The organism is Stenotrophomonas sp. Steno-Z4 (genome assembly GCF_056393145.1).
The window spans coordinates 67022-87389 of the sequence record NZ_JBWJPC010000008.1; the positions used below are offsets into that span (position 1 = coordinate 67022).

At 64.3% G+C, this 20368-nt stretch carries 19 protein-coding genes; 4 read left to right on the top strand and 15 right to left on the bottom strand.

Going from position 1 to position 20368, the window contains the following annotated elements; all coding sequences use genetic code 11:
- Positions 1-31: 31 nt before the first annotated feature.
- From AC06E7_RS17095 to AC06E7_RS17110, 4 genes are read right to left on the bottom strand one after another with little or no spacing between them, the layout of a single operon-like run.
- Positions 32-1147: a hybrid sensor histidine kinase/response regulator gene (locus tag AC06E7_RS17095; RefSeq protein WP_068852699.1), complete on the bottom strand. Its 1116-nt coding sequence runs from the start codon at positions 1145-1147 to the stop codon at positions 32-34.
- Positions 1144-1728: a chemotaxis protein CheB gene (locus AC06E7_RS17100; RefSeq protein WP_354277916.1), complete on the bottom strand. Its 585-nt coding sequence runs from the start codon at positions 1726-1728 to the stop codon at positions 1144-1146. The genes AC06E7_RS17095 and AC06E7_RS17100 overlap by 4 nt, the downstream gene beginning before the upstream one ends.
- The gene (locus AC06E7_RS17105) at positions 1728-2576 is read right to left on the bottom strand and encodes a CheR family methyltransferase (protein WP_210130536.1); all 849 of its coding nucleotides are present in this window, start codon (positions 2574-2576) and stop codon (positions 1728-1730) included. The genes AC06E7_RS17100 and AC06E7_RS17105 overlap by 1 nt, the downstream gene beginning before the upstream one ends.
- Positions 2549-5647, bottom strand: coding sequence for a response regulator (locus AC06E7_RS17110; protein ID WP_478065419.1), 3099 nt, complete (start codon positions 5645-5647; stop codon positions 2549-2551). The genes AC06E7_RS17105 and AC06E7_RS17110 overlap by 28 nt, the downstream gene beginning before the upstream one ends.
- 157 nt (positions 5648-5804) lie before the next feature.
- Between AC06E7_RS17110 and AC06E7_RS17115 the strand changes: the two genes are divergently transcribed.
- The 4 genes from AC06E7_RS17115 to AC06E7_RS17130 all read left to right on the top strand — a co-directional run bounded on the left by AC06E7_RS17115 (position 5805) and on the right by AC06E7_RS17130 (position 9505).
- Positions 5805-6962, top strand: coding sequence for a two-component system sensor histidine kinase NtrB (locus AC06E7_RS17115; RefSeq protein WP_478065420.1), 1158 nt, complete (start codon positions 5805-5807; stop codon positions 6960-6962).
- On the top strand, positions 6955-7323 hold the full coding sequence (locus AC06E7_RS17120; RefSeq protein WP_095362691.1) for a response regulator: 369 nt from the start codon (positions 6955-6957) through the stop codon (positions 7321-7323). Before AC06E7_RS17115 ends, AC06E7_RS17120 begins: the two co-directional genes overlap by 8 nt.
- 104 nt (positions 7324-7427) lie before the next feature.
- Complete coding sequence (locus tag AC06E7_RS17125) at positions 7428-9218, top strand: putative bifunctional diguanylate cyclase/phosphodiesterase (protein WP_307106792.1); 1791 nt, start codon at positions 7428-7430, stop codon at positions 9216-9218.
- Between the two features lie 50 nt (positions 9219-9268).
- Complete coding sequence (locus tag AC06E7_RS17130; protein ID WP_478065421.1) at positions 9269-9505, top strand: DUF1653 domain-containing protein; 237 nt, start codon at positions 9269-9271, stop codon at positions 9503-9505.
- 82 nt (positions 9506-9587) lie between these two features.
- On the opposite strand, the gene AC06E7_RS17135 is transcribed toward AC06E7_RS17130, so the two are convergent.
- From AC06E7_RS17135 to virB11, 11 genes are all read right to left on the bottom strand, one after another.
- A complete protein-coding gene (locus AC06E7_RS17135; RefSeq protein ID WP_478065422.1) occupies positions 9588-10871 on the bottom strand; it encodes a hypothetical protein in 1284 nt (427 codons plus the stop codon).
- A 284-nt stretch (positions 10872-11155) separates the two neighbouring features.
- Positions 11156-11695, bottom strand: coding sequence for a DUF4189 domain-containing protein (locus tag AC06E7_RS17140; protein ID WP_478065423.1), 540 nt, complete (start codon positions 11693-11695; stop codon positions 11156-11158).
- 5 nt (positions 11696-11700) lie between these two features.
- Complete coding sequence (locus AC06E7_RS17145) at positions 11701-12273, bottom strand: DUF4189 domain-containing protein (protein WP_478065424.1); 573 nt, start codon at positions 12271-12273, stop codon at positions 11701-11703.
- A gap of 118 nt (positions 12274-12391) precedes the next feature.
- Entirely contained in the window at positions 12392-12943 is a 552-nt protein-coding gene (locus AC06E7_RS17150; RefSeq protein ID WP_478065425.1) for a DUF4189 domain-containing protein, read from the bottom strand.
- 26 nt (positions 12944-12969) lie between these two features.
- Positions 12970-14121 (bottom strand): TrbL/VirB6 family protein, encoded by a 1152-nt coding sequence (locus AC06E7_RS17155; protein ID WP_478065426.1) that lies wholly within the window; start codon positions 14119-14121, stop codon positions 12970-12972.
- Positions 14122-14199: 78 nt separating this feature from the next.
- Positions 14200-15009 carry a hypothetical protein gene (locus tag AC06E7_RS17160; protein ID WP_210130544.1) on the bottom strand — a complete coding sequence of 270 codons (810 nt, stop codon included), beginning with the start codon at positions 15007-15009 and terminating at the stop codon, positions 14200-14202.
- A gap of 65 nt (positions 15010-15074) precedes the next feature.
- Complete coding sequence (locus AC06E7_RS17165; RefSeq protein ID WP_095362700.1) at positions 15075-17522, bottom strand: VirB4 family type IV secretion/conjugal transfer ATPase; 2448 nt, start codon at positions 17520-17522, stop codon at positions 15075-15077.
- A gap of 89 nt (positions 17523-17611) precedes the next feature.
- Entirely contained in the window at positions 17612-17920 is a 309-nt protein-coding gene (locus tag AC06E7_RS17170) for a VirB3 family type IV secretion system protein (protein WP_083214171.1), read from the bottom strand.
- Positions 17913-18314, bottom strand: a complete 402-nt coding sequence (locus AC06E7_RS17175; protein WP_068852724.1) for a TrbC/VirB2 family protein — start codon at positions 18312-18314, stop codon at positions 17913-17915. Before AC06E7_RS17175 ends, AC06E7_RS17170 begins: the two co-directional genes overlap by 8 nt.
- Before the next feature lie 45 nt (positions 18315-18359).
- Positions 18360-19313: a lytic transglycosylase domain-containing protein gene (locus AC06E7_RS17180; protein ID WP_478065427.1), complete on the bottom strand. Its 954-nt coding sequence runs from the start codon at positions 19311-19313 to the stop codon at positions 18360-18362.
- Positions 19313-20362, bottom strand: a complete 1050-nt coding sequence (gene virB11 / locus AC06E7_RS17185) for a P-type DNA transfer ATPase VirB11 (protein ID WP_068852730.1) — start codon at positions 20360-20362, stop codon at positions 19313-19315. Before virB11 ends, AC06E7_RS17180 begins: the two co-directional genes overlap by 1 nt.
- Positions 20363-20368: the final 6 nt, after the last annotated feature.

A 20368-nucleotide genomic window follows, 5' to 3' on the forward strand; every position in this document is an offset into this window, starting at 1 on the left:
GGCCCTGCCCGTCATGGCAGCCGGGCCACGCTCAATCCGCGCGACGCAGCAACCCGGTCTCGAACAGCACCGCCCCTTCCAGGTTCCGCGCCGACAGCAACCCCCCATGCGCCCGGGCGAACTCGTGGGCAATGAACAGCCCCAGCCCGAGCCCGCGGCTGTCGTGGAAACTTGCCTTGAACGGCTCGAACAGGCGCGGCAGCAGCGCTTCGGGAATCTGGCCGGCATTGCGCACCTGCAGCCGCAGCGAATCGCCGGGAAGGCCCCGCACCAGCACCTGCACCGGCGCATCGCCGCCATGCAGCACCGCGTTGCCGATCAGGTTGGAGAGCAGCTGCGCCAAGCGGTCCGGATCGCCCTGCAGGCGGGTATCCCCTTCCACCTGCAGCTCGATCTTCGCCTTCGGGTGGGCGCGGCCGACCTCGTTGACCACCACGGCGGCCACCTCGGCCAGGTCGCATTCCTCGGTCTGCAGGCGCAGGCCACCGCTGCGGATCCGCGAGAAATCCAGCAGCTGCTCGACCATCCGCGCCATGCGCACCGCGCTGTTTTCCAGGTGCACCAGGGTCTGCTGCGCAGACGGGTCGTCGGGCAGGTCCAGCGACAGTTTGTCGGCGCACAGCAGGATCGCCGACAACGGCGTACGCAGGTCGTGGGTGAGTACCGCCATCATGGTTTCGTTGAGCTTGAGCGCGTGCTCCAGGGCCTGGTTGCGCGCCTTGAGCAGCTGCTTCTGCTGGTAGAGCTCGATGAACACATTGACCTTGCTCATGATCACCTGCGGCTCGATCGGCTTGTGCAGGAAATCCACCGCGCCGCTTTCGTAGCCCTTGAAGGCGCGCACCGGGTCGTTCGGCGAGGCGGTCAGGAAGATGATCGGCACATCGCGGCTGCGCTGCGAACCGCGCATCAGCTCGGCCAGCGAAAAACCGTCGATCTCCGGCATGTGCACGTCCAGCAGCGCCAGCGCCACTTCGTGTTCCAGCAGCAGTTCCAGCGCTTCGGCACCCGAGGCCGCGCACAGGATGTCGAGGCCGTCGCGGCGCAACAGCGCCTCCATGGCAACCAGGTTCTGCGGGACGTCATCGACGATGAGCAGGTTCACGCGCTCGGTGGCCGGCGTCGTGGTGGACTCGATAAGGTTCATCGGGCAAGGCCTTTCATGCGCGAGCATAGGGAGGTGAGCGTCAGCACCGCATCGGCGCCGGCATGTGCCAGCGCAGCCGCCGGCATGATCGGGGAATAGGCATCATCGGGGCTTTGGATCCAGGCCTGCCCACCGGCGCTGCGGACCGCTGCAACGCCGGCGCTGCCGTCGTTGCTGGCCCCGGTCAGCAGGATCGCGAGCACGCCACTGCCGAACACCTCGGCGGCGCTTTCGAACAGCGGGTCGATCGCCGGCCGCGAGAACAGCACCGGCGCGTCCACCGACAACGCCAGGGTGCTGCGGCTTTCGACCAGCAGATGGTAGTCCGGCGGCGCGAAGGTCACCGTACCTGGCGCCAGCGGCTGCTTGTCCTCGGCTTCGCGTACCGCCAGCGGGCAACGCAGGCCGAGCAGGTCGGCGATCCGGCTGGGGCGGTCACGCGGCAGGTGCAGCACCACCAGCACCGGCATCGGCAGGTCCGCCGGCAGCGCGGCCAGCAGCTGCTGCAGCGCGCTCACGCCGCCGGCTGAGGCGCCGACCACGATGACCTCGAACTCGGGCTGCTCGACCGTGGCGTCCATCAGGCCAGCTTCCGGTACAGGCGCTGTTCGCGCGCGCAGGCTTCGAATTCATCGGCATGCTCGCCGAACTGCAGCGATTCCTTGCTGCCCAGGCCGAGGAAGCCACGGTGCACCAGCGCCTCATGGAACAGGCCAATGGCGCGGTCCTGCAGGGCGCGCTGGAAGTAGATCAGCACGTTGCGGCACGACACCAGGTGCACTTCGGAAAACACGGTGTCGGTGGCCAGGCTGTGGTCGGCGAACACGATGTTGCGCTTGAGCCGGCGGTCGAACACTACGCTGCCGTAGCCGCTGCTGTAGTAATCCGACAACGAACCGGTGCCGCCCGCCTCCAGGTAGTTGCGGCTGAACTGGGCCATCCGGTCCAGCGCGAACGCGCCGGTTTCGGCGGCTTCCAGCGCATCGGGGTTGATGTCGGTGGCGTAGATGATGGCGCGGTCCAGCAGGCCTTCTTCCTGCAGCAGGATCGCCAGCGACCACACTTCCTCGCCGGTGCTGCAGCCGGCGATCCACAGCTTGATCGACGGATAGGTGCGCAGCACCGGGATGGCGTGCTCGCGCAGCATGCGGAAGTAGGCTGGGTCACGGAACATTTCCGAGACCTGCACGGTGAAGTACTGCATGGCCAGCGCAAAGGTCTCCGGCTCATGCAGCAGCCGGTGCTGCAGCGTGCCCATGTTGTCGCACTCGAAGCGGGCCATGGCGTGGCGCATGCGCCGGCGCAGCGACGCCAGCGCGTAGTCGCGGAAGTCGTAGTGGTAGCGCTGGTATACGGCCTCCAACAGCAGCCGCAACTCCAGGTCGAACAGCTCGGCGTCGTTCATCGGCGCGAACACCACACGCGGCACAGCGAGACCAGCTTGTCCACATCGATGGGCTTGGCGATGTAATCGTTGGCACCGGCCTGCAGGCAATGCTCGCGGTCATCGGGCATGGCCTTGGCGGTCAGCGCGATGATCGGCAGGTCGCGCCAGCGGTTGTCGCGGCGGATTTCGCGCATTGCGGTCAGCCCGTCCATCTCCGGCATCATGATGTCCATCAGCACCAGGTCGATGTCAGGGCCCAGTTTGTCCAGGGCTTCCCGACCGTTGCGGGCGATTTCCAGCTTCACCCCCAGCGGTTCCAGCACGCTGGACAGGGCGAAGATGTTGCGCACGTCGTCCTCGGCCAGCAGCACGGTACGCCCGTCCAGCACCGCATCGCGGCGGCGCGCTTCGCGCAGCAGGCGCTGCTGGTCGCTGGGCAGCGAGGCTTCCACGCTGTGCAGGAACAGGGTCACTTCATCGAGCAGGCGCTCGGGCGAGCGCGCGCCCTTGATGATGATGCTCTTGGAATAGCGGCGCAGGCGCTGCTCTTCGTCGCGGGTCAGAGCACGCCCGGTGTAGACGATGACCGGCGGGAAGGCGACCGCCTCGTTGCCGGCCATGTATTCGAGCAGGTCGTAGCCGGTGCCGTCGGGCAGCGCCAGGTCGGTGACCATGCAGTCGAAGGTGGAGGTGCCCAGTTCGGCCTTTGCTTCAGCGAGGCTGCCCACCGCGGTGATTTCCAGCTGGTCGCGGCCCAGCAGCAGCTGCAGGTTGGAGCGCAGCGCGCTGTCATCCTCGACGATCAGCAGGCGGCGCACGTCGCGCTCGCTGGTGGCTTCCAGCTGCTGGATCGCTTCGACCAGGCGTTCGCGCGTGGCCGGCTTGATCACATACCCGATCGCGCCCAGCTCCATCGCCACCTGCGAGCGTTCCAGCCCGGAGACCACGTGCACCGGGATATGCCGGGTGGCCGGGTCGCGCTTGAGCCGCTCCAGCACGCTCAGGCCGGACACATCGGGCAGGCCGATATCGAGCAGCACGCCGTTGGGGCGCAGCTCGGCGGCCAGCGCGAGGGCTTCTTCGGCGGTCTGCGCGACCACGCAGTCGAAGTCCAGCTCATGGGCCATGCCCACCAGCGCCTCGGCGAAGGTCACGTCGTCCTCGACCACCAGGATCATCCGCCCGGCGCGGCTGCGGCGGCCACGGTCATCCACCACGCGCGGCGAAGGGGCAGCGGCGGACGCGTCATGCGCGCTGCCGAACAGCGGCGCCGGTGCGGCCGGCTTGGCGGCCGGCGCCGGGCGCACGTCAGGCGCCGCCATCGGCGCTGCCGTCGCAGTACCCGCCGCCAGCGGCAGGTCCAGGGTGAAGCAGCTGCCGCGACCGGGCTCGCTGGACACGGAAATGCTGCCGCCCATGCGCGCGGCCAGGTCGCGCGAAATCGACAGGCCCAGGCCCGTGCCGCCGTAACGGCGCCGGGTGCTGCCATCGGCCTGGCGGAACGCTTCGAAGATCACGTCGGTCTGCGCCTGTGGAATGCCGATACCGGTATCGGTCACCGCGAACTGGATGCGCCCTGCCCCGTTGCCGCGCACCACCAGCGAGACACTGCCGTGTTCGGTGAACTTGACCGCGTTGGCCAGCAGGTTCTTCAGGATCTGCTGCAGGCGCTGGCCATCGGCCACCAGCTGGCTGGGCGCATCGGTGTCGGCGCGGATGTCCAGCGCCAGGCCCTTCTGCGCGGCCAGCGGCTCGAAGGTCTCCTTCAGGCGCTGCAGCACGCTGGACACCGCCAGGTTTTCTTCGGCCAGTTCGACATGCCCGGCTTCGATGCGCGACAGGTCCAGGATGTCATTGATCAGCGCCAGCAGGTCGTTGTTGGACGAGTGGATGGCCTGCGCGTACTTGACCTGTTCGGCGGTCAGCGTGCCGTCCTTGTTGTCGGCCAGCAGTTTGGCCAGGATCAGCGCACTGTTGAGCGGGGTGCGCAGCTCGTGCGACATGTTGGCCAGGAACTCGGACTTGTAGCGCGAACTGGCCTCCAGTTCGCGGCTGTTCTGCACCAGCTGACCCTGCGCGATCAGCAGCGCCTGCTGGCGCGATTCCAGTTCATGGGTGCGCTCTTCCAGCTGCACGTTGGTCTGTTCCAGCTCGGCCTGCTGCTGTTCCAGGTTGGCCTGCGAGTGCAGCAGGCTGCGGCTCTGTTCTTCCAGCTCTTCGTTGGCCACCCGCAGCTCTTCCTGCTGGGTCTGCAGCTCTTCGCTCTGGCGCTGGGTTTCTTCCAGCAGCTCCACCAGCTGCGCGCGCAGCAGTGCGGTGCGCAGCGCCATGCCGATCGGCTCGGCGCACTGCAACAGAAGTTCCAGTTCCAGTGAACGCGCCGGGGACACGCCCGCGCGCCCCAGCTCGATCAACCCGATCACCGCGCCATCAGCGGTGATCGGTCCCAGCAGGCGCTGGTGCACGGGGGTGCGGCCCAGCGCGGTTTCAATCTCAAGCAGGCTTTCGCTTTCTTCCAGCCGACGCGGCTGGCCCTGTCGCAGGACTTCGCCCCACTGCCCGGCAGACGCCATGAGGGACTCGGGCAGGTGCGGCGGCAGCGCCGCGCCGCCAACCAGCACCAGGCGTTCGCCCTGCAGGCGATAGACCGCACCCACATCCGCGTTCAGCTGCGCGCACAGCGTGCGCATGGCTTCGTCGGCCAGCGTGCGCGGTTCCGGATCCCCGCGCAGGCTCACCGTCACCGCGTTCTCGCCTTCCTGCAGCCACAGCGCATCGGCGGCCGTACGCCGGGCCTGGATGGCCTTGATCACCGTCAACGCCATCAACAGGAAGCAGATCCCACCAATGGTGCGGTTGACGAAGGAGAATGCTGAATTGGTGCTCGCCGGGGCCAGGTGATACCCGACGACCAGCAGGATGCACGAGCCGGCCGCGACCAGCAGCGGCACCTCCAGCCGGCGCTGGAACAGGGTGACGCCCACCGCGATGAAGTATGTCAGCCACACCGCATAGCCCAGCGGCACCACCAGCTCCAAGCCGATGGTGAAGGCCATCAGGCCGGCCGATGCCAGCCATATCCAGCGGTCGCGAGCGGTTGGCGCTGCATTCATGCACACGGTTCCAGGGTGAAAAGGGGTTCGATGTTAACCGAACTGTGAATTCGGGCGTTATACGCCAAATGGCGACGTGTTCAGAACCGATGTTGACACTATCTTCACATCGCGACTTCTACGGTTCAGCCCCTTAAAGGGGAGTAAAACCGCCGCCGTGGTCCAGGCAGTCACCGATATCGCGCCGCTTGCTGATGATCGTCTGCAGTTGCAGCTGTTGATCGATCACGTATCCGATCACGCGATTTACCTGCTTGACGCGCATGGCTGCATCCGCAGCTGGAACCGGGGCTGCCAGCGGGTCAAGGGCTATTCCGCCGAAGAAGTCATGGGGCAGCACGTGCGGCTGTTCTACGCCCCTGACGAGCGCGCCTCCGGCACCGCCGAACACACCCTCGGCCAAGCCGAGCAGCATGGCCGCTACGCTGGCGAAGGCTGGCGGGTGCGCCGCAGCGGTGAATGCTTCCGCGCCAGCGAGGTGATCGAAGCCGTGCGCCAGGACGGCACCCTGCTCGGCTTCGTCAAGGTCACCCAGGACGTCACCGAGCGCTACCACGCCCAGCGCCTGCTGCAGGACGCCCAGCGTGCCCGCGAGCAGTTGCAGCAGTTCGAGGGCGTGGGCCGGCTCACCCGTGGGCTGGCGCACGAATTCAACAATCTGTTGACCACCATCGGCAACGCGCTGGACCTGATTTCGCTGCGCCCCGGCGCCGATGCGCGCACCCGCGAACTGACCGAAATGGCCCAGGCCGCTGCCGACCGAGGCTCGCTGCTGACCCGCCAGCTGCTGGCGTTCTCGGCCGACCAGACCCTGGTACGCGAGCCTTTGCAGGTAGCGCGGCTGTTCGAACAGGAACTTCCGGTGCTGCAGCGGGCCTGCCCGGACAACATCCGGCTGCGTCTGGAAGTGCCTTTCGACCTACCTCGAATCACCACCGATGGCGTACAGTTGCATACCGCTGTATTGAACCTGCTGCTCAACAGCTGCGAGGCCATGCCGCAGGGCGGGACCATCACCATCAGTGCCACGGCCGAACACCGCCTGGCCCCGGACCTGGCCAACCCCACGCAGCGCCGCTATGTGGCCATCGCGGTGACGGACCAGGGCAATGGCATGCCGCCGGATGTGGCCGAGCGTGCCAGCGAACCGTTCTTCACCACCAAGGAAGTCGGCAAGGGCAGCGGTCTGGGCCTGAGCCAGGTATTTGGCTTCGTGTCCCAGTGCGACGGTTTCGTCGATGTACAGACCGCCCCCGGACGCGGCACCACTGTCCGCTTGTTGTTACCTGCCCTAGAGGAAGTCGCGCATGTCTGAGCCCCTTCGTGTGTTGATGGTCGAAGACCAGGAAGACCTGCGCGAGCTGATCGGACAGGCGCTGCGTGATTTCGGCATCGATGTGCATACGGCGACCGACGGCCCGTCGGCCGTTCAATTGATCGACCTGAACGGCGGTTTCGATGTCGTGTTCAGCGACATCAACATGCCCGAAGGCATGAGCGGCCTGGAACTGAGCGCGCATGTCGCCAATGCCCTGCCGAACGCCCGGATGATCCTGTCGTCCGGCTATGCGCGCTCCCAGTTGCCGCCGCTTCCGGATAATGTTGAATTCCTGCCGAAACCCTACCGGCTCAAGCAATTGATGACGCTGTTGAAGGAATCGTCGCCGGCGACCTGATGCGCGTCGAGGTGAATGCTTCATACCTGAACGGCGCACTTCACACCGGCACTGCAAACGCGGCGGGATAGTACCTGCGTACTCCGTTTGACAGGACGCACGGAATGCTCGACCGCAGCCAGGATCTGGAACGCATTGCGCTGATCGAAGCGCTCAACGTAATGGATCCCGCCTTGGGGCGCTCGCTGGACCCGGTCACCGAACTGGCGGCGTTTACCTTCGGCACCGCCATTGCGCTGATCTCCATCGTCGACGCCGACTCGCAGCGCTTCATCTCGCGGGTCGGGCTGGCACTGGAACGCACCGACCGCCACCACTCGATCTGCTCGTGCGCGCTGCAGTCCAGCGGCATCCTGCAGATCGAAGACCTGCGCCAGGACCCCCGCTTCCACGACAACCCGATCGTGGCCGGCCCCGAGCAGATGCGTTTCTACGCCGGCGCGCCTTTGGTCACCCGCAACGGCATCGCGCTGGGCACGCTGTGCCTGATGGACCGCACCCCGCGCGTGCTGACCGCCGATGAGCAGCGCCAGCTGCAGACCCTGGCGCGGATCGTGGTCAACCAGATGGAACTGAAGATGTCGCTGGGTCGGCGCGAGCCGATCAGCGGGCTGCCCAACCGCCAGCAGTTCCAGGCCGACCTGAGCGTGCTCGGCCGCCAGGACGGCGGCAACCAGTTCACCGGCGTGCTGCTGGATGTGTTCGACCTGCAGAGCGCCAACGACGCCGGCCAGGCGCTGGGCCTCAAACCGGTGGAATCCCTGCTCCGGCAGGCGTCGCTGCGCGTGCAGGAAGTGCTGACCGACGACGTGCAGGTCTACCACGTGGCCTCCACCCGGTTCGCCTTTGTGGTGCGCAACCACGACCACGCGCAGGTCGAGGCGTTGATGCAGCGGCTGCGCGAGCGCATGCGGCGGCCGTTGATGGTCGGCAGCATTCCAATGTCGCCGCAGTTCCACGCCGGGCTGTGCGATTTTCGTGCCGATCCGGATGAAGCCGGCGACCTGGTGCGCAAATGCATGGTGGCCTTGAACCACGCACTGCAGACCGACGCGTGCCTGTGCTGGTACTCGGCCGACCGCGATGCGCACCTGCGCCGCCGCTACCGGCTCGCCTCCGATGCCGCGCGCGGGCTGGCCCAGGACCAGTTCAGCCTGGTCTACCAGCCGCGCTATGACCTTCGCGATGGCCAGCCGGTGTCGGCCGAAGCGTTGCTGCGCTGGACCCACCCGATGCTGGGACCCATCACCCCGGGTGAGTTCATTCCGGTGCTGGAGTGCACGGCGCTGATGCCGGCGCTCAGCCAATGGGTGATCGAGCACGCGTTCGCGCAGGCGGCGCGCTGGCAGCAGCTGCTGCCGGGGTTCACCTTGTCGATCAACCTGTCCCCGCGCGATTTCGATAACGCCAACCTGTGGACCGGCATGGCCGAGCGCCTGCAGGCGAACGGGCTGGTGCCCTCACAGATTGAAGTAGAGATCACCGAGGGCCAGTGGCTGCACAGCCACCCCGCCGCGCTGCCCCAGCTGCGCGCGATGGCCGCCGCCGGCGTGCGCATCGCCATCGACGACTTCGGCAGTGGTTACAGCAACTTCGGGTACCTGAGCGAAGTGCCGATCAGCCACATCAAGGTGGACCAGAGCCTGGTCACCGGCCTGGCGCGATCGCGTACCGCGCGGCTGAAGGTGGAGGCCATCATCCGGCTCGCCCAACAGCTGGGCTACCGCACCGTGGCCGAGGGTGTGGAGCATGAGTCCGAACTGTCGCTGCTGCGGCTGTGGGACTGCAACGAGGCGCAGGGGTATTACCTGGCCCGGCCGATGAGCGCCGATGCCGTCACGCAGTTGGTACTGGCCTGTCGCGCCGGGCCGCCGAGCGATATCGAGAGCGACTAGGCCGGCGTCGGGTTGCGATAATGGCGGCATTCCGTTATCTGGCGCTTCCCATGTCCGACCTAGTCCCCCTGCCCGTCCTTGCCCCGGGCCACTACCGCCATTTCAAGGGCGGCAACTATCAGGTGATCGACGTGGTGCGCCACAGCGAGACCTTGCTGCCAATGGTGCTGTATCGCCCGCTCGACGAGGACCTGGGACTGTGGGTGCGGCCGTATGAGATGTTCACCGCGCAGGTCGAGGTGGACGGTGTGCTGCGGCCACGGTTCGCGTTGGTGGACCAGGGCTGAGCTGACGCAGTCGCCGCTGCGCACACAAAAAAAGAAAGCGCCCCGAGGGGCGCTTCTTTGCTACGGGGTCAGAGCCATGGACTCAAGGTGTCGCGGTCACGCCCTGAGCTGAGGCGCCGACCACGATGAAAGGGTCGCGGCCGGCATCGGCGTACGCACCGCAGCTGGCGTCGCCCGGTGCGACCGGATCGCACGGCCATACCGCGCGCGGCACGTTATCGCGTGGCTCGAAGCGCTCGCCATTCCAGACCGCGAAGCCCAGGTGCAACCGGCCCCATTCGCCGTAGCTACGCGGCTCGGGTTTCTCGGTGGTGCCAACGTCCACATACCAGCGCACCGCCGGGCCAAACTGCAGTTTGCCCGCATCCAGCTGCACGCGTGCGCCGTCGGCGCCGTAACGCTTCCGGTCGGCATCGGACAGCAGCGGCTCTGCCGGCAGCGCCTGCTGGGTGATGTCCACCGGCGCCGCGCCAGCACTCACGCGGTAGACGCGCTGCTGCACCAGCCCCTCGCGGCAGCTGCCGGCCGGCAGACGCACCGTCTTGACCGGCTCGGCGTCGGGGCCGCGGTTGTCGGCACACGCGAACGGGCCGGACACCAGGTACACCGTGGTGGACGGGTCAGCGCCTTCGAACGAACGCACCCAGACATCGCCCTGCACCGCCAGGAAGTCCGGGCGCAGCCCGTAGCCCGGGACGGCCTTGAACCATCCCTTCTGAGCGACCTGGCGCTCGCGCCAAGTGCGCGGCAGCAGCAGTTGCTGTTCCGGAATGGCCACCAGCAACGCTGAGAGGTGCGGCGGCAGCGTGCCTTGGCAGGCACCGATCAGGAGGTCCGCCTGGGTGGCCAGACGTGCCGCCAGGTCATTCGGACAACGCGCACCGAGCTGACGCTCGATCTGGTTGTTGTCATTGGCGAGCGTGGGGATAGGCAGCGGGCGCGGAGCGACGGGCACCGGTTCGACCAAAGGTGATGAGTCGCCTCGCGAACCGACCGCAGCAGCAGTTTCCGCAGCGGCCGGAGCATCAGCGGCGTTCGGGTCACTTACAGTCGGCGCTTCAGCCTCCACTTCGTCAACCACAGTGGTTGGTCGCGAGGGCACCGGCTCCACCGGCCTCGGCTCGATGCCTGGAGTCACCGTCGCAGGCAGGTTGACCAAGGCCGACTGAGCGACAGCTGCCACCTCCTGCACACTGGTCGATTCAGCAGCAGCGGGTACATCGACCGGGGTAGCAGCACCGCCTCCCTCGTCGACCACCGCTGCCGTCTGGGCATGAGCAGAGCAAAACGGAATCAGCAACAGCAGCAGGAAGCATGCGGGAAGCCGAACAGCCGAACACCGGGAAAAAACCAGGAAATTTCGCATGATGTCGTCCTTGAACCTGAATAAATTAAACTGCGAGAAACACTTTCTCAGAATGCTTCAAACTGCGGCTTCATGCCCTTCCCCCCAAAATGCGCACCCAGAACGCGCGTCGAACAGCGCCTCGACACTAGCCGAAGCAACCCCGATCCCCATTGCACTCCACGATCAGGAATCATCAACTGACTGGCTTGAACTCTGACAAGCTGCATTCCAAATTGAAGTGCAGTGAGTGAGAGCATCTCCCTTCTGAGCGGAAGCTGTAGCCTCGAAGAGAAGATAGGGAATCAGTAGGATTTGAAGACGGGATCAGAGCATTCCGGGTAAATGACCTCACAGCCTTGTCCACCCCTTGACTTGCAGTCATCGAGCGCTACGCCATTGGCAAGGGGCTCAGTTGCACCGGTTCCAAAGCGCGTACCGTTAAAGCCAGCAGACGCAATCGCAGCTGCAACAGACTGATTTTTGTATGTAAAGGAGACCCAACACCCTGCCGCTCCAGTGGAATTGCATTTTTTCAGCGCTTCTTTCCCCGCCTCAGACTTGCTTAGCTTTCCAGCCGACGTTCCCGAAGCGCCATTGGGGGCCATCGAAATGCCCCCCCATGTTTTGATCCAATATCCAGTGGCACGAGGCTCACCAGTGGATTCGCCCCCCGCGGGAATGGGTGCACAGCCGCCAGCGCCCTGCCCGCCAATCGGATACTGGCCAGGCGGGCATCTTCCTTCGGCGCCCGCAGATGGCACGAACCCCGTCAGCAGCAGGACTGCCGCAAACAGAGTCCCCACATCCCTACTTCGGAGTGCAGCAATATCTATCACTACCACTCCTTTTAGCGGAATGACTTGAACTCAGACAAGCTGCATGCTGAGTAGATGATGCGGCACTGCTGCCCACCGTCAAGACTTTCACATCTCTTCAGCGCCAGCGCCTTTGCATCTTCATCGGTCTTTGCACTATATCCAGTCGACTTACCACCGCGCGCCTTAAGCTGCTCGAGGGTCGGATCCGCAAGCGCGACACATTGGTTGTGATATGTGATGGAAACAGTACATTTTTTTCCACCCACCTTCTTGCATTCTTCAAGCGCAACCGAGTTTGCTTCTCGCTTTGATTTCCGGGATTCCGAGACGCCTGTCGCAAGAGGAGTGCCTGCAACGCGAGGAGCTGAGTCTTCAGCGACCGCCCCCCATCGGGTCTCCCACTTTCCAGTGGGTACTGGAGCACTGCTTTCGGAACCGCCTCCGCCCGAACCTGGAATCGGGGCGCAACCGCCAGCGCCTTGCCCACCAATCGGATACTGCCCTGGTGGGCATCTGCCTTCCGCAAACACCAGACAAGGAGCTGAGACCATTAGGAGTGTCAGAACTAAGCGCACAGCAACCTCGCTGAACTTCGTAGACATCGCACTCTTCTCTCGTCAACGCGTAGGCGCGTTGCCCATCTGGCCGGAAGCAGCTGTCTGACCACCGTCGCCCGCACCGCCGCCGCCATTAACACGGATTCCGTGATCCCGGTTCGCATCAACGAAATGATTTGAATTCAGACAAACTGCACGCCGAGTACACAATAGCGCACTGCTGCCCGCCGGAGCCTTGGCACTCAGCCAGAGCATTGGACTTTGCCAGCGTGTCAGTCTCTGCACGACTTGCCACTGTGATTGCACCTGGGCCGCGCGCTCCCACAGGGTCAGCCATTGCTACACACTGGTTGTAGTAAGTTAGACGCACTTCACACTTCTTACCCCCTTCGTCCTTGCATCTCGAGAGCGCCAGCGAACTCGCCGCCCGCTTGGACTTCTGGGCTACGGAGGCCCCTGTCGCGAGATTCCCCCCCTTGTTCGCCATAGCAGTGTCCTCGGCAATGGCACCCCAACGGGTCTCCCATTTCCCGGTAGCTACGGGTGCGCCAGAATCGCCGGACGCTCCCGAGTTGGCACCTGGGATCGGGGCGCATCCCTGCACTCCTTGGCCACCGATCGGATACTGTCCGGGCGGGCATGCACCTTCCGCAAATGCCGTCCAAGGTGCAAACATGAGAACGGCGGAAGCAATGATCAGTCGCATGGTCTGCATTCCAAACTCCGGTTAGCCATTAGCGCTTAAGTGGTGGGGGCATTACCGAGTCGGCCCGACGATGTCCCCCCAGACCCCGAATCCCCATCGTTGACGGAACGCCCGGAATACTGGGGCTGCGCAGCCTGCGTGACATTCTGGTTAGAAGTATTCGTCGACTGCTGCGGGGTATAGGAACCCGGCGGCTGGCCCTGCGGACCAGCGGCTGCCGAGCCACCTATCTGCGAATATGCCATGAAGCTGCCCAAGGTCCCCTGGAAGAACATCGCGGCCATTGGGGGCGCAGTCAGGATCAGCGTCGTGAGGATCAACCCCATGCCGCCCTGCTGCATCGCCTGACTGGTCATGCCGTCGCTCATCGCGTCTTTCAGGAAGAAGCTGTTGATCAACGACGAGGTCCAGAAAGCGGCCGAAACACGTATGACCATGTCCAGCGCGATCGACACCATCGCCGACAGCACCGCCATCGAGAACATGGTGCCTATGCCGTAGAACAGCCACTTCTGGAAGAACTGCTTGGTCTGGTCGAACAGCAGACACAATATGAAAAGTGGTCCGAAGCCAATAAACAGGGCGATGGCAACCTGATAGAGCAGCAGCATGGCGCCAGCGGTCACCGCCGGGCCGCCAGTTCCAATGCCGATGAACCACATGGCACGTGTTTTTTCCTCGCGCAGGCCGCCGTCATCCAGCACTTTGATCGCATCGATACTGGACAACGCCACCTGCATCCAGGCCAGGCTCTTGTCGATCTGGTCTTCAGCGGTGCCGCTCTTGCCGGTGACAACGCGGGTGATGAGGCCACCAACGTCCTTGGTCAGAAAGTCGCTGACGCTGCTGCCGAACATCGCCATGGACGTCGCCACGCTGATGATCAGCGCCGCGCGGGCCATGTTGGTGACCAGCACCATCATCGAGTCGCGGCTCTGGCCAGTGACGATGCGGTAGCCCTGCACGAGCACCCACAGCGTCATCAGGATGAGGGCAATCCCACCGACCCAGGCCATCATGCGGCCCATCATCTCGATGCCGAAATCGTTGATGCGCTCGCGCAGGTAATCAAGGATCAGCTTGAAGAACACGAAGTCGCCAATCGACTGGACACGCACCGCGTAGCCCAGCAGATCCTGCAATCCGCCTGAGAAATCAAAAACGTTGGCAATCGACCTGATCGACATTTCCACAATCCCTTGGTGATGCTGCTACTGCATTGGGTCCGGCAGTACCTTGCAGACCCGCTGTGCCTGCGTGAGTACTTACTTGACGCTGAGCGCGCCCTTCAGCGCGGCGGTCTTGACCAGATCGCCAATGACATTCTTGGTGGTGTCGCCCTTGAGTGCGTTCTGGGCGACCACCTTCTGGTTGCCCTCCATCACCTCGATGTAAGCGTCGTACGACCTCATGCGCGACTGCCAGATCTGCGACTGGACCGCCAGGTCATTGGCCATGCGCAGCGACTCACTGTCGGTGCCCTGCACGTTGCCCTGGTTGTTGTTCAGAATGCGCAGTTTGAAGATGCGGTTGAGCGAGGACTCCATCTTCGGCACCGAATAGGTCATGAACATCACCGCTTCGTTGTATTTGCGGTTCTGCATCATGCGGATGTTCACGCAGATCTGGGTCTGCTGTTCCTTGAAGTCGTCCTGCGGGTTGAACACGAAGGTCTTGAACAGCCCCATCGGGCTGAAGTCGGCCTTGCTGCCACAGCTTTCCCTGACCAGGTAGTTCTCGCCTACCGGCGTCAGCTCAACGCCCTGCGGCATGCCGAAATCGTTCAGCACCGCCTGCACTTCCACCAGCGCCTGCGCATACTGCTGCAGCGTCCGGATCCAGCGGGTGCGCTGTTCGACGTACTCGGCCGCGTCCTGTGCCTTGGAGGCGTACGCGGTGATCTCGGCCTTGTAGGTGTTGATCTGGTTCATGATCTGCTGGTACACGCTCGGGCCAACTTCGACCACGGGCATCGTGTACGCCGGTGCGGGCGCGTTGCACATCAGCACGGTCACCAGCGACAAGGCGGCCAGGCGGAAGCTGAAGTGACGGCGGCGGGTCGTGTTCTTGTTCATGGCAATGTCCATAATTATCTCCATCGAATGCGGCGAAAGCCTGTCCCTGATCGGCCGGGGGACCGTCAGGCAACGGCGTCCTGTCGTGTCCCGGCGGGCTTTCCAGAGCCCTTGCGCTTCCTGTAGAACTCACTGAGCCACTGGTCCGGGGTGAGGTCGGCCTGCGATACCTTCTCGCGCTGTGCGGCGTCGAGCAGGACGCGGTGCATCACGTCGATATTGTCGGTGGAGGCCGAAATCACCGACAGGATGTCGTCCATGCCACGCAGGTTGAGCTGGCACACGCTGGCGGCGTGGCCCTGCTTGACCAGGAAGCAGCGCGAGCGCTCGTCCAGGGCGGTGACCACCTTGAACTCGGACTCGGTCAGCTTCAGGCCGTCGATGTAATCCGAGCGGCTGGCATTGGGGTTGGGCAGCAGGATCAGCGTGGCGGTCTGCTCGATCAGCGCCGCGGCGATGTCGCTCTTGAGCGCATCTTCCGGGCTCTGGGTGGCGAAGATGCCCATGCCGTTCTGCTTACGGATGGTCTTCTGCTTGTTCTTGGCGAACTCCTTCAGGCCGCCCTCGCCGTCCAGGATCTTCCAGAATTCGTCCATCACGTAGATCAGCGGGCGGCCGTCGATCAGCGATTCCAGGCGGTGCAGCAGGTAGTTGATGACCGGCACGCGCACTTCGGGGTTGTCGATGATGTCGGTGTAGTCGAAGCCGATGATGTTGGCGCGACTCAGGTCGACGGTGTCGACCGGGTTGTCGAATACCCAGCCCAGCGAGTTGCCCGAGGTCCACTTGCGCAGGCGCGCATACAGGCCATCGTCGCCCATGTTGGGCAGGCTCTTCTGGAAGTTGGTCATGCTGCGCAGGTGCATGGGGGTGTCGAGCATGTTCTCGACGCCGCGGAAGATGTCCTCTTCCTCGCGGGCGCTGTACTCATGCTTGTTGGCCAGCACCTTGATCAGGTCGGCCAGGAACTGCACGTTGGCTTCATTGTTCTCGCACTGGAACGGGTTGAAGCCGGTGGCCTGCCCATTTTCCAGCGCCAGGTAGTTGCCGCCACAGGCGCGCACGAAGATCTCCGCGCCGCGGTCCTTGTCGAAGAAGAAGATGGTCGGCGAAGGGTCGTACTTCTGGACCTGGCTGAGCAGGAAGTTGATCAGCGCGGTCTTGCCGGTACCGGATTTGCCGATCACCATGGTGTTGGCGATGGCCTTCTCGCCCAGCGAGTTCTCGGACGGGTGGGTGGCGTGGAAGTTGAAGTAGTACGGCTGGCCGTTGGTGGTCTGCAGCGTGGTCACGCAGTCGCCCCACGGGTTGTTGTGCTGCTTGCCGGTGGCGAAGTTGTGCAGCGGCGACAGGCCGAGGAAGTTCAGCGAGCTGATGTTGGCCAGGCGGGTGCGGTAGCGCCAGTTGGCCGGGAACTGCGAATAGAACGAGGCAGTGACGGCCAGGTCTTCTTTGGTCGACACAAACCCGGCGTTGGACAGCTCGGCGCGGGTGGTGGCGATGTTCTGCGAGAGCTTTTCCTGGCTGTCGGCATAGACCGCCATGATGAAGTGGTACTCGCCCAGCACGAAGTTGCCGGAGGACAGCTGGTCCATCGCCTGGTCGAGCTCGACGATCTGGCTGACCGCCTTGTCGCCGGAGGAGATCATCATGCCCTTGGTGCGATCGAGCACCTTGAGCGCGTCCTGGCGGCCCATCGGGCTGAACGAATGGGTGATGACGTATTCGAAGTCGAGGTACTTCAGGCCGTTGAGCACGCCCGGATAGGTGCCCTCGGCATATTCCTTGATATTGAGGATGGCGCCGAAGTGATTGACGCCGTTGGGCGTGCTGATCACGAAATCGCCGGTCTTGGCCGAGAACATGTGGCGGCTGATCGGCAGGTAGTCCTTGACCGGCGCGGACAGAACTGGTACCGGCTCGTCAACGCGGTTGAGCAGGTAGCCGAAGAACTCCAGGGTCTCGGAGAACACCATGCCGTTCTTGGCTTCGTACATGCCCATCCGGTACGGCGAGTAGTCGCGGATCACCGCTTCCACGTTGCCGGCCATTTCCAGCAGCTTGGCCACGGCCTGGTCCTGCTCGGCCTGCAGCTGGGTGATGCTGGAGGATTTGTCCATGAAGCGCTTACCGGACACGACCGGGCGATAGATCATGGTCAGGTACAGCTCGTTCTGCATGATGCGCTGCGAGGACAGCATGCCCATGTACTGGTCGGACACGTCCTGGTTGAAGCGCTGGCCGAACTTGCTGCTGCCCTTGAGCTGGCGGCGACGGCGGATGTCGTGCACCCAGAAGGCGACGTTGACGAAATCCGGTGCGCGCAGGGTCTGCAGCAGTCGATTGAAGGTGTTGTGGCGGTGTTCGAGCTCCCAATCCTCGCGCCCCACGAAGGGCAGGCCTTCCAGGTGCCAGGTCAGCAGGAAGTCTCCACCCGTGGTCTTGACGACCGTCGGCGCCACATGGGACGACAGGGGAATGAATTCGCTGATCGAGGTATCGGGACTGAACATGGGCGCTTCCAAAGGGTGCTGCGGGGATGGTGCGGGGCCTGCACCGGGCAGGCGATGTGATCGCCTGCCCGGCCTGTAGCGTGCCGTGGTCAGTCCGACGGCGGCGGCTTGTCGCGGTAATGGTTGGGCGTGAAAACCCACATTCCGTCGTGCTGCTGCAGGTTGCGCGCGCGGAACTTGAACTGCAGGCGCAACCCGATCAGGCGGAAGATCATTTCATCGCGCTTTGCCATGTGACGCAGGATGAAGATGGCAATCGGGATGGTGATCAACAGCCGCATGTCGATGTACATGCTCAGCAACAGCAAGCCGCCTGCGACCAGGAAGAACGGGACGTACGGAACGCCCAGAAACATCGCTGGCCGCGTGCAGCCGCGGAACAGGACGTTCTTATGCACTGTAGTACTGGACGGCGTTCATGATGGCGCCGGTGGCGCTGCCGGCGCAGGAGCTGGAACCGCCGTCACCGAGCAGCATCTTGGCGATCTGGCCAGCGGCGCCGATCAGCAGGCCACCGATCAGGATCGGAGCCACGTCACCGATGCGCTTGTGGGCGAAGGCGATCTGGTAGCCGGCGAAGATGACGGCGATGGTCACCACGGCAATGGAGGCGATGTTCAGCAGGCCGTTGATGTTGGAGAAGAAGCCGCACACCTTGGTGTCGGTGCCGCCGAAGTTGGTGGACTGGGCGAACACGTCCGGCACGAACACGGCAGCGGCGAAGGCAGCGGCCATCAGCACGGTCTTCAGCGTGCGCTGGGCCTGGGCGATATCGAGGTTGTTACGCTTCATGGTGGGTTTTCCTTGTTGATGGTCTAACACGACTGGATCGGTCCTTCAGAACACGAAGGCTTCATCCCCAACGGGGATGTTCTGTACCGGCATGGCCTGCGCAGGTGCGGCCTGCGCGGGTAATGCCACCGGGGCATTGCGTTCACTCCAGGCGCGCACCACGACCGGGCCGGCGTCGTTCTGTGCCGGCATGGGCTGCGGTGCGACTGGTTGCTGGGCGATGGGCTGCGGTGCGGGCATCTGGGCCGCCTGCGGCTGCGGCACCACCTGGTCCATGGCGCCCATCACCACGCGTGACAGCGCCGCGTCGGCGGTGCGGACCAGGCCACCGCGCACCATCGCGCCGGTGGAGGGGTAGACCTCGTAAGCACGCGCCGGGTCCACCGGCACGACGGCCTGTGCATACGTGGGCGAGAGTGCCTGCATGGCCTGCACGCGCGCTTCGGCCACGCCCTGCGGCTGGCCGCTGAACTGCGGGTGGTGGGCCACGTCGACCACGCGGCGCTGGGCACGGCTGACCACGTCGATCGGCGCGGCACCGTTGGCGGCGACCATGTTGCCGCGCTGGCGCGAAATGGACGCGAACACCTTCTGCACGTAGCCGTGGCGGAAGCCGGTGGTGAAGTTGCCCGAGTAGTAGCAGCTGAAGGACTTGCCCCAGTCCTTGCCCGAGCGGCCATAGCACTCGGCCAGGATGCGCGAGGCGGCCTGCAGGTTCGGGCACTGCTGGAACGCCTTCTCGTAGGAGTCCAGTCCGTACTTGGCCAGGTTGTAGCGGTTGACCTGGGCCAGGCCCACCGAGAAGTTGTAGCCCTTCTCTTCCAACATGCGCACGGTGGCCAGCGCCTCGTCCAGCTGCTTGGGCTGGCGGACCAGCGCGCCGCCGACCACGCCGATGGCGTACGGGTTGCGCGACGATTCCACGTTGATCACGTGCTGCATCACGTCCATGGACACGGCCATTTCCGGACACACCATGGCTTCAAGACCGGGCAGCATCAGGCATCACTCCCTGCGGCCAACGCGCGTTCGGGGCTGAAATCGATGCCGGTGATGTAGCGGCTGCCGGCATGCGCCTTGATGTGCACGACCACGTCGATGGTCATCTTCAGCAGGCGCTTGATCACCGAGAACTCCAGGCCGGAGCCTTCGGCCGAGGCCTTCACCATCAGGCCCAGCTGGTCCCAGGTCTGTTCCGGGCTGCCGGCGTGGCAGCTGGTGATCGAGCCGGGATGGCCGGAGGCGCAGTTGCGGATGAAATAGAACGCTTCATCGCCGCGAAGCTCGGCCAGGATGATGCGGTCCGGCTTCATGCGCAGGCACGCTTCCATGCAGCTCTTGGCGGTGACGTTGCTGGCGCTCTGCCCGCCCTTGGAGTACAGCAGGTGCACCACGTTGGGCTGGCTGATGAACAGCTCGCGCGCATCTTCGATGGTGACCAGGCGTTCGTTGGCCGGGATGTGGTTGACCAGCGACTTCATGAAGGTGGTCTTGCCGCTGCCGGTGGCACCGGATACCACGATGTTCTTGCGGTACTGCACGGCCTTGCGGAAGAACTCGGCGTAATCGCGGTTCTGGCGCAGCGCAAGCAGTTCCTGGTCCTGTTCGCTGAGCGCGTGGCCCTGCTCCAGGATCTGGTTGAAGAACCCGTCGCTCTGGTACTGCTCCAGGGTCTTGGTGTGCTTGGACGGCAGGCGGATGGTGATCGACACCTTGCCGGCGTCGCACGCCGGCGGGATGACGAACTGGGCGCGCTGGCCAGTCGGGAAGGTCAGCGACACCACCGGATCGACGTCGGTGATGCGCTGGCCGGTGTTGCTTTCATTGACCACGGCGGTACAGAACTGGCGCGCACGCTCGAAGGTCAGCGTGGGAACTTCCACACGCTGCCATCCGTCACGCGTTTCCAGGTACACCTCGCCCGGACGGTTGATGCAGATTTCCGTCACATCGGGCGAGGTCATGTACTGGTGAATGCCCAGGACCTCGTACTGGTACCTGAGAAACTCACTGGAAACGTCGGCTACAGGGGCCACTTCGGCGTCCATGTTCTG

Excerpts from the sequence above, each read along its gene's own strand:
- AC06E7_RS17125 (WP_307106792.1), top strand. The coding sequence starts at position 7,428 with ATGCTCGACCGCAGCCAGGATCTGGAACGCATTGCGCTGATCGAAGCG.
- AC06E7_RS17135 (WP_478065422.1), bottom strand. The coding sequence starts at position 10,871 with ATGCGAAATTTCCTGGTTTTTTCCCGGTGTTCGGCTGTTCGGCTTCCC.
- AC06E7_RS17180 (WP_478065427.1), bottom strand. The coding sequence starts at position 19,313 with ATGCTGCCCGGTCTTGAAGCCATGGTGTGTCCGGAAATGGCCGTGTCC.
- AC06E7_RS17120 (WP_095362691.1), top strand. The coding sequence starts at position 6,955 with ATGTCTGAGCCCCTTCGTGTGTTGATGGTCGAAGACCAGGAAGACCTG.
- AC06E7_RS17155 (WP_478065426.1), bottom strand. The coding sequence starts at position 14,121 with ATGTCGATCAGGTCGATTGCCAACGTTTTTGATTTCTCAGGCGGATTG.
- AC06E7_RS17165 (WP_095362700.1), bottom strand. The coding sequence starts at position 17,522 with ATGTTCAGTCCCGATACCTCGATCAGCGAATTCATTCCCCTGTCGTCC.
- AC06E7_RS17145 (WP_478065424.1), bottom strand. The coding sequence starts at position 12,273 with ATGTCTACGAAGTTCAGCGAGGTTGCTGTGCGCTTAGTTCTGACACTC.
- AC06E7_RS17160 (WP_210130544.1), bottom strand. The coding sequence starts at position 15,009 with ATGAACAAGAACACGACCCGCCGCCGTCACTTCAGCTTCCGCCTGGCC.
- AC06E7_RS17100 (WP_354277916.1), bottom strand. The coding sequence starts at position 1,728 with ATGGACGCCACGGTCGAGCAGCCCGAGTTCGAGGTCATCGTGGTCGGC.
- AC06E7_RS17130 (WP_478065421.1), top strand. The coding sequence starts at position 9,269 with ATGTCCGACCTAGTCCCCCTGCCCGTCCTTGCCCCGGGCCACTACCGC.
- virB11 (WP_068852730.1), bottom strand. The coding sequence starts at position 20,362 with ATGGACGCCGAAGTGGCCCCTGTAGCCGACGTTTCCAGTGAGTTTCTC.
- AC06E7_RS17150 (WP_478065425.1), bottom strand. The coding sequence starts at position 12,943 with ATGCAGACCATGCGACTGATCATTGCTTCCGCCGTTCTCATGTTTGCA.
- AC06E7_RS17095 (WP_068852699.1), bottom strand. The coding sequence starts at position 1,147 with ATGAACCTTATCGAGTCCACCACGACGCCGGCCACCGAGCGCGTGAAC.
- AC06E7_RS17175 (WP_068852724.1), bottom strand. The coding sequence starts at position 18,314 with ATGAAGCGTAACAACCTCGATATCGCCCAGGCCCAGCGCACGCTGAAG.
- AC06E7_RS17110 (WP_478065419.1), bottom strand. The coding sequence starts at position 5,647 with ATGAATGCAGCGCCAACCGCTCGCGACCGCTGGATATGGCTGGCATCG.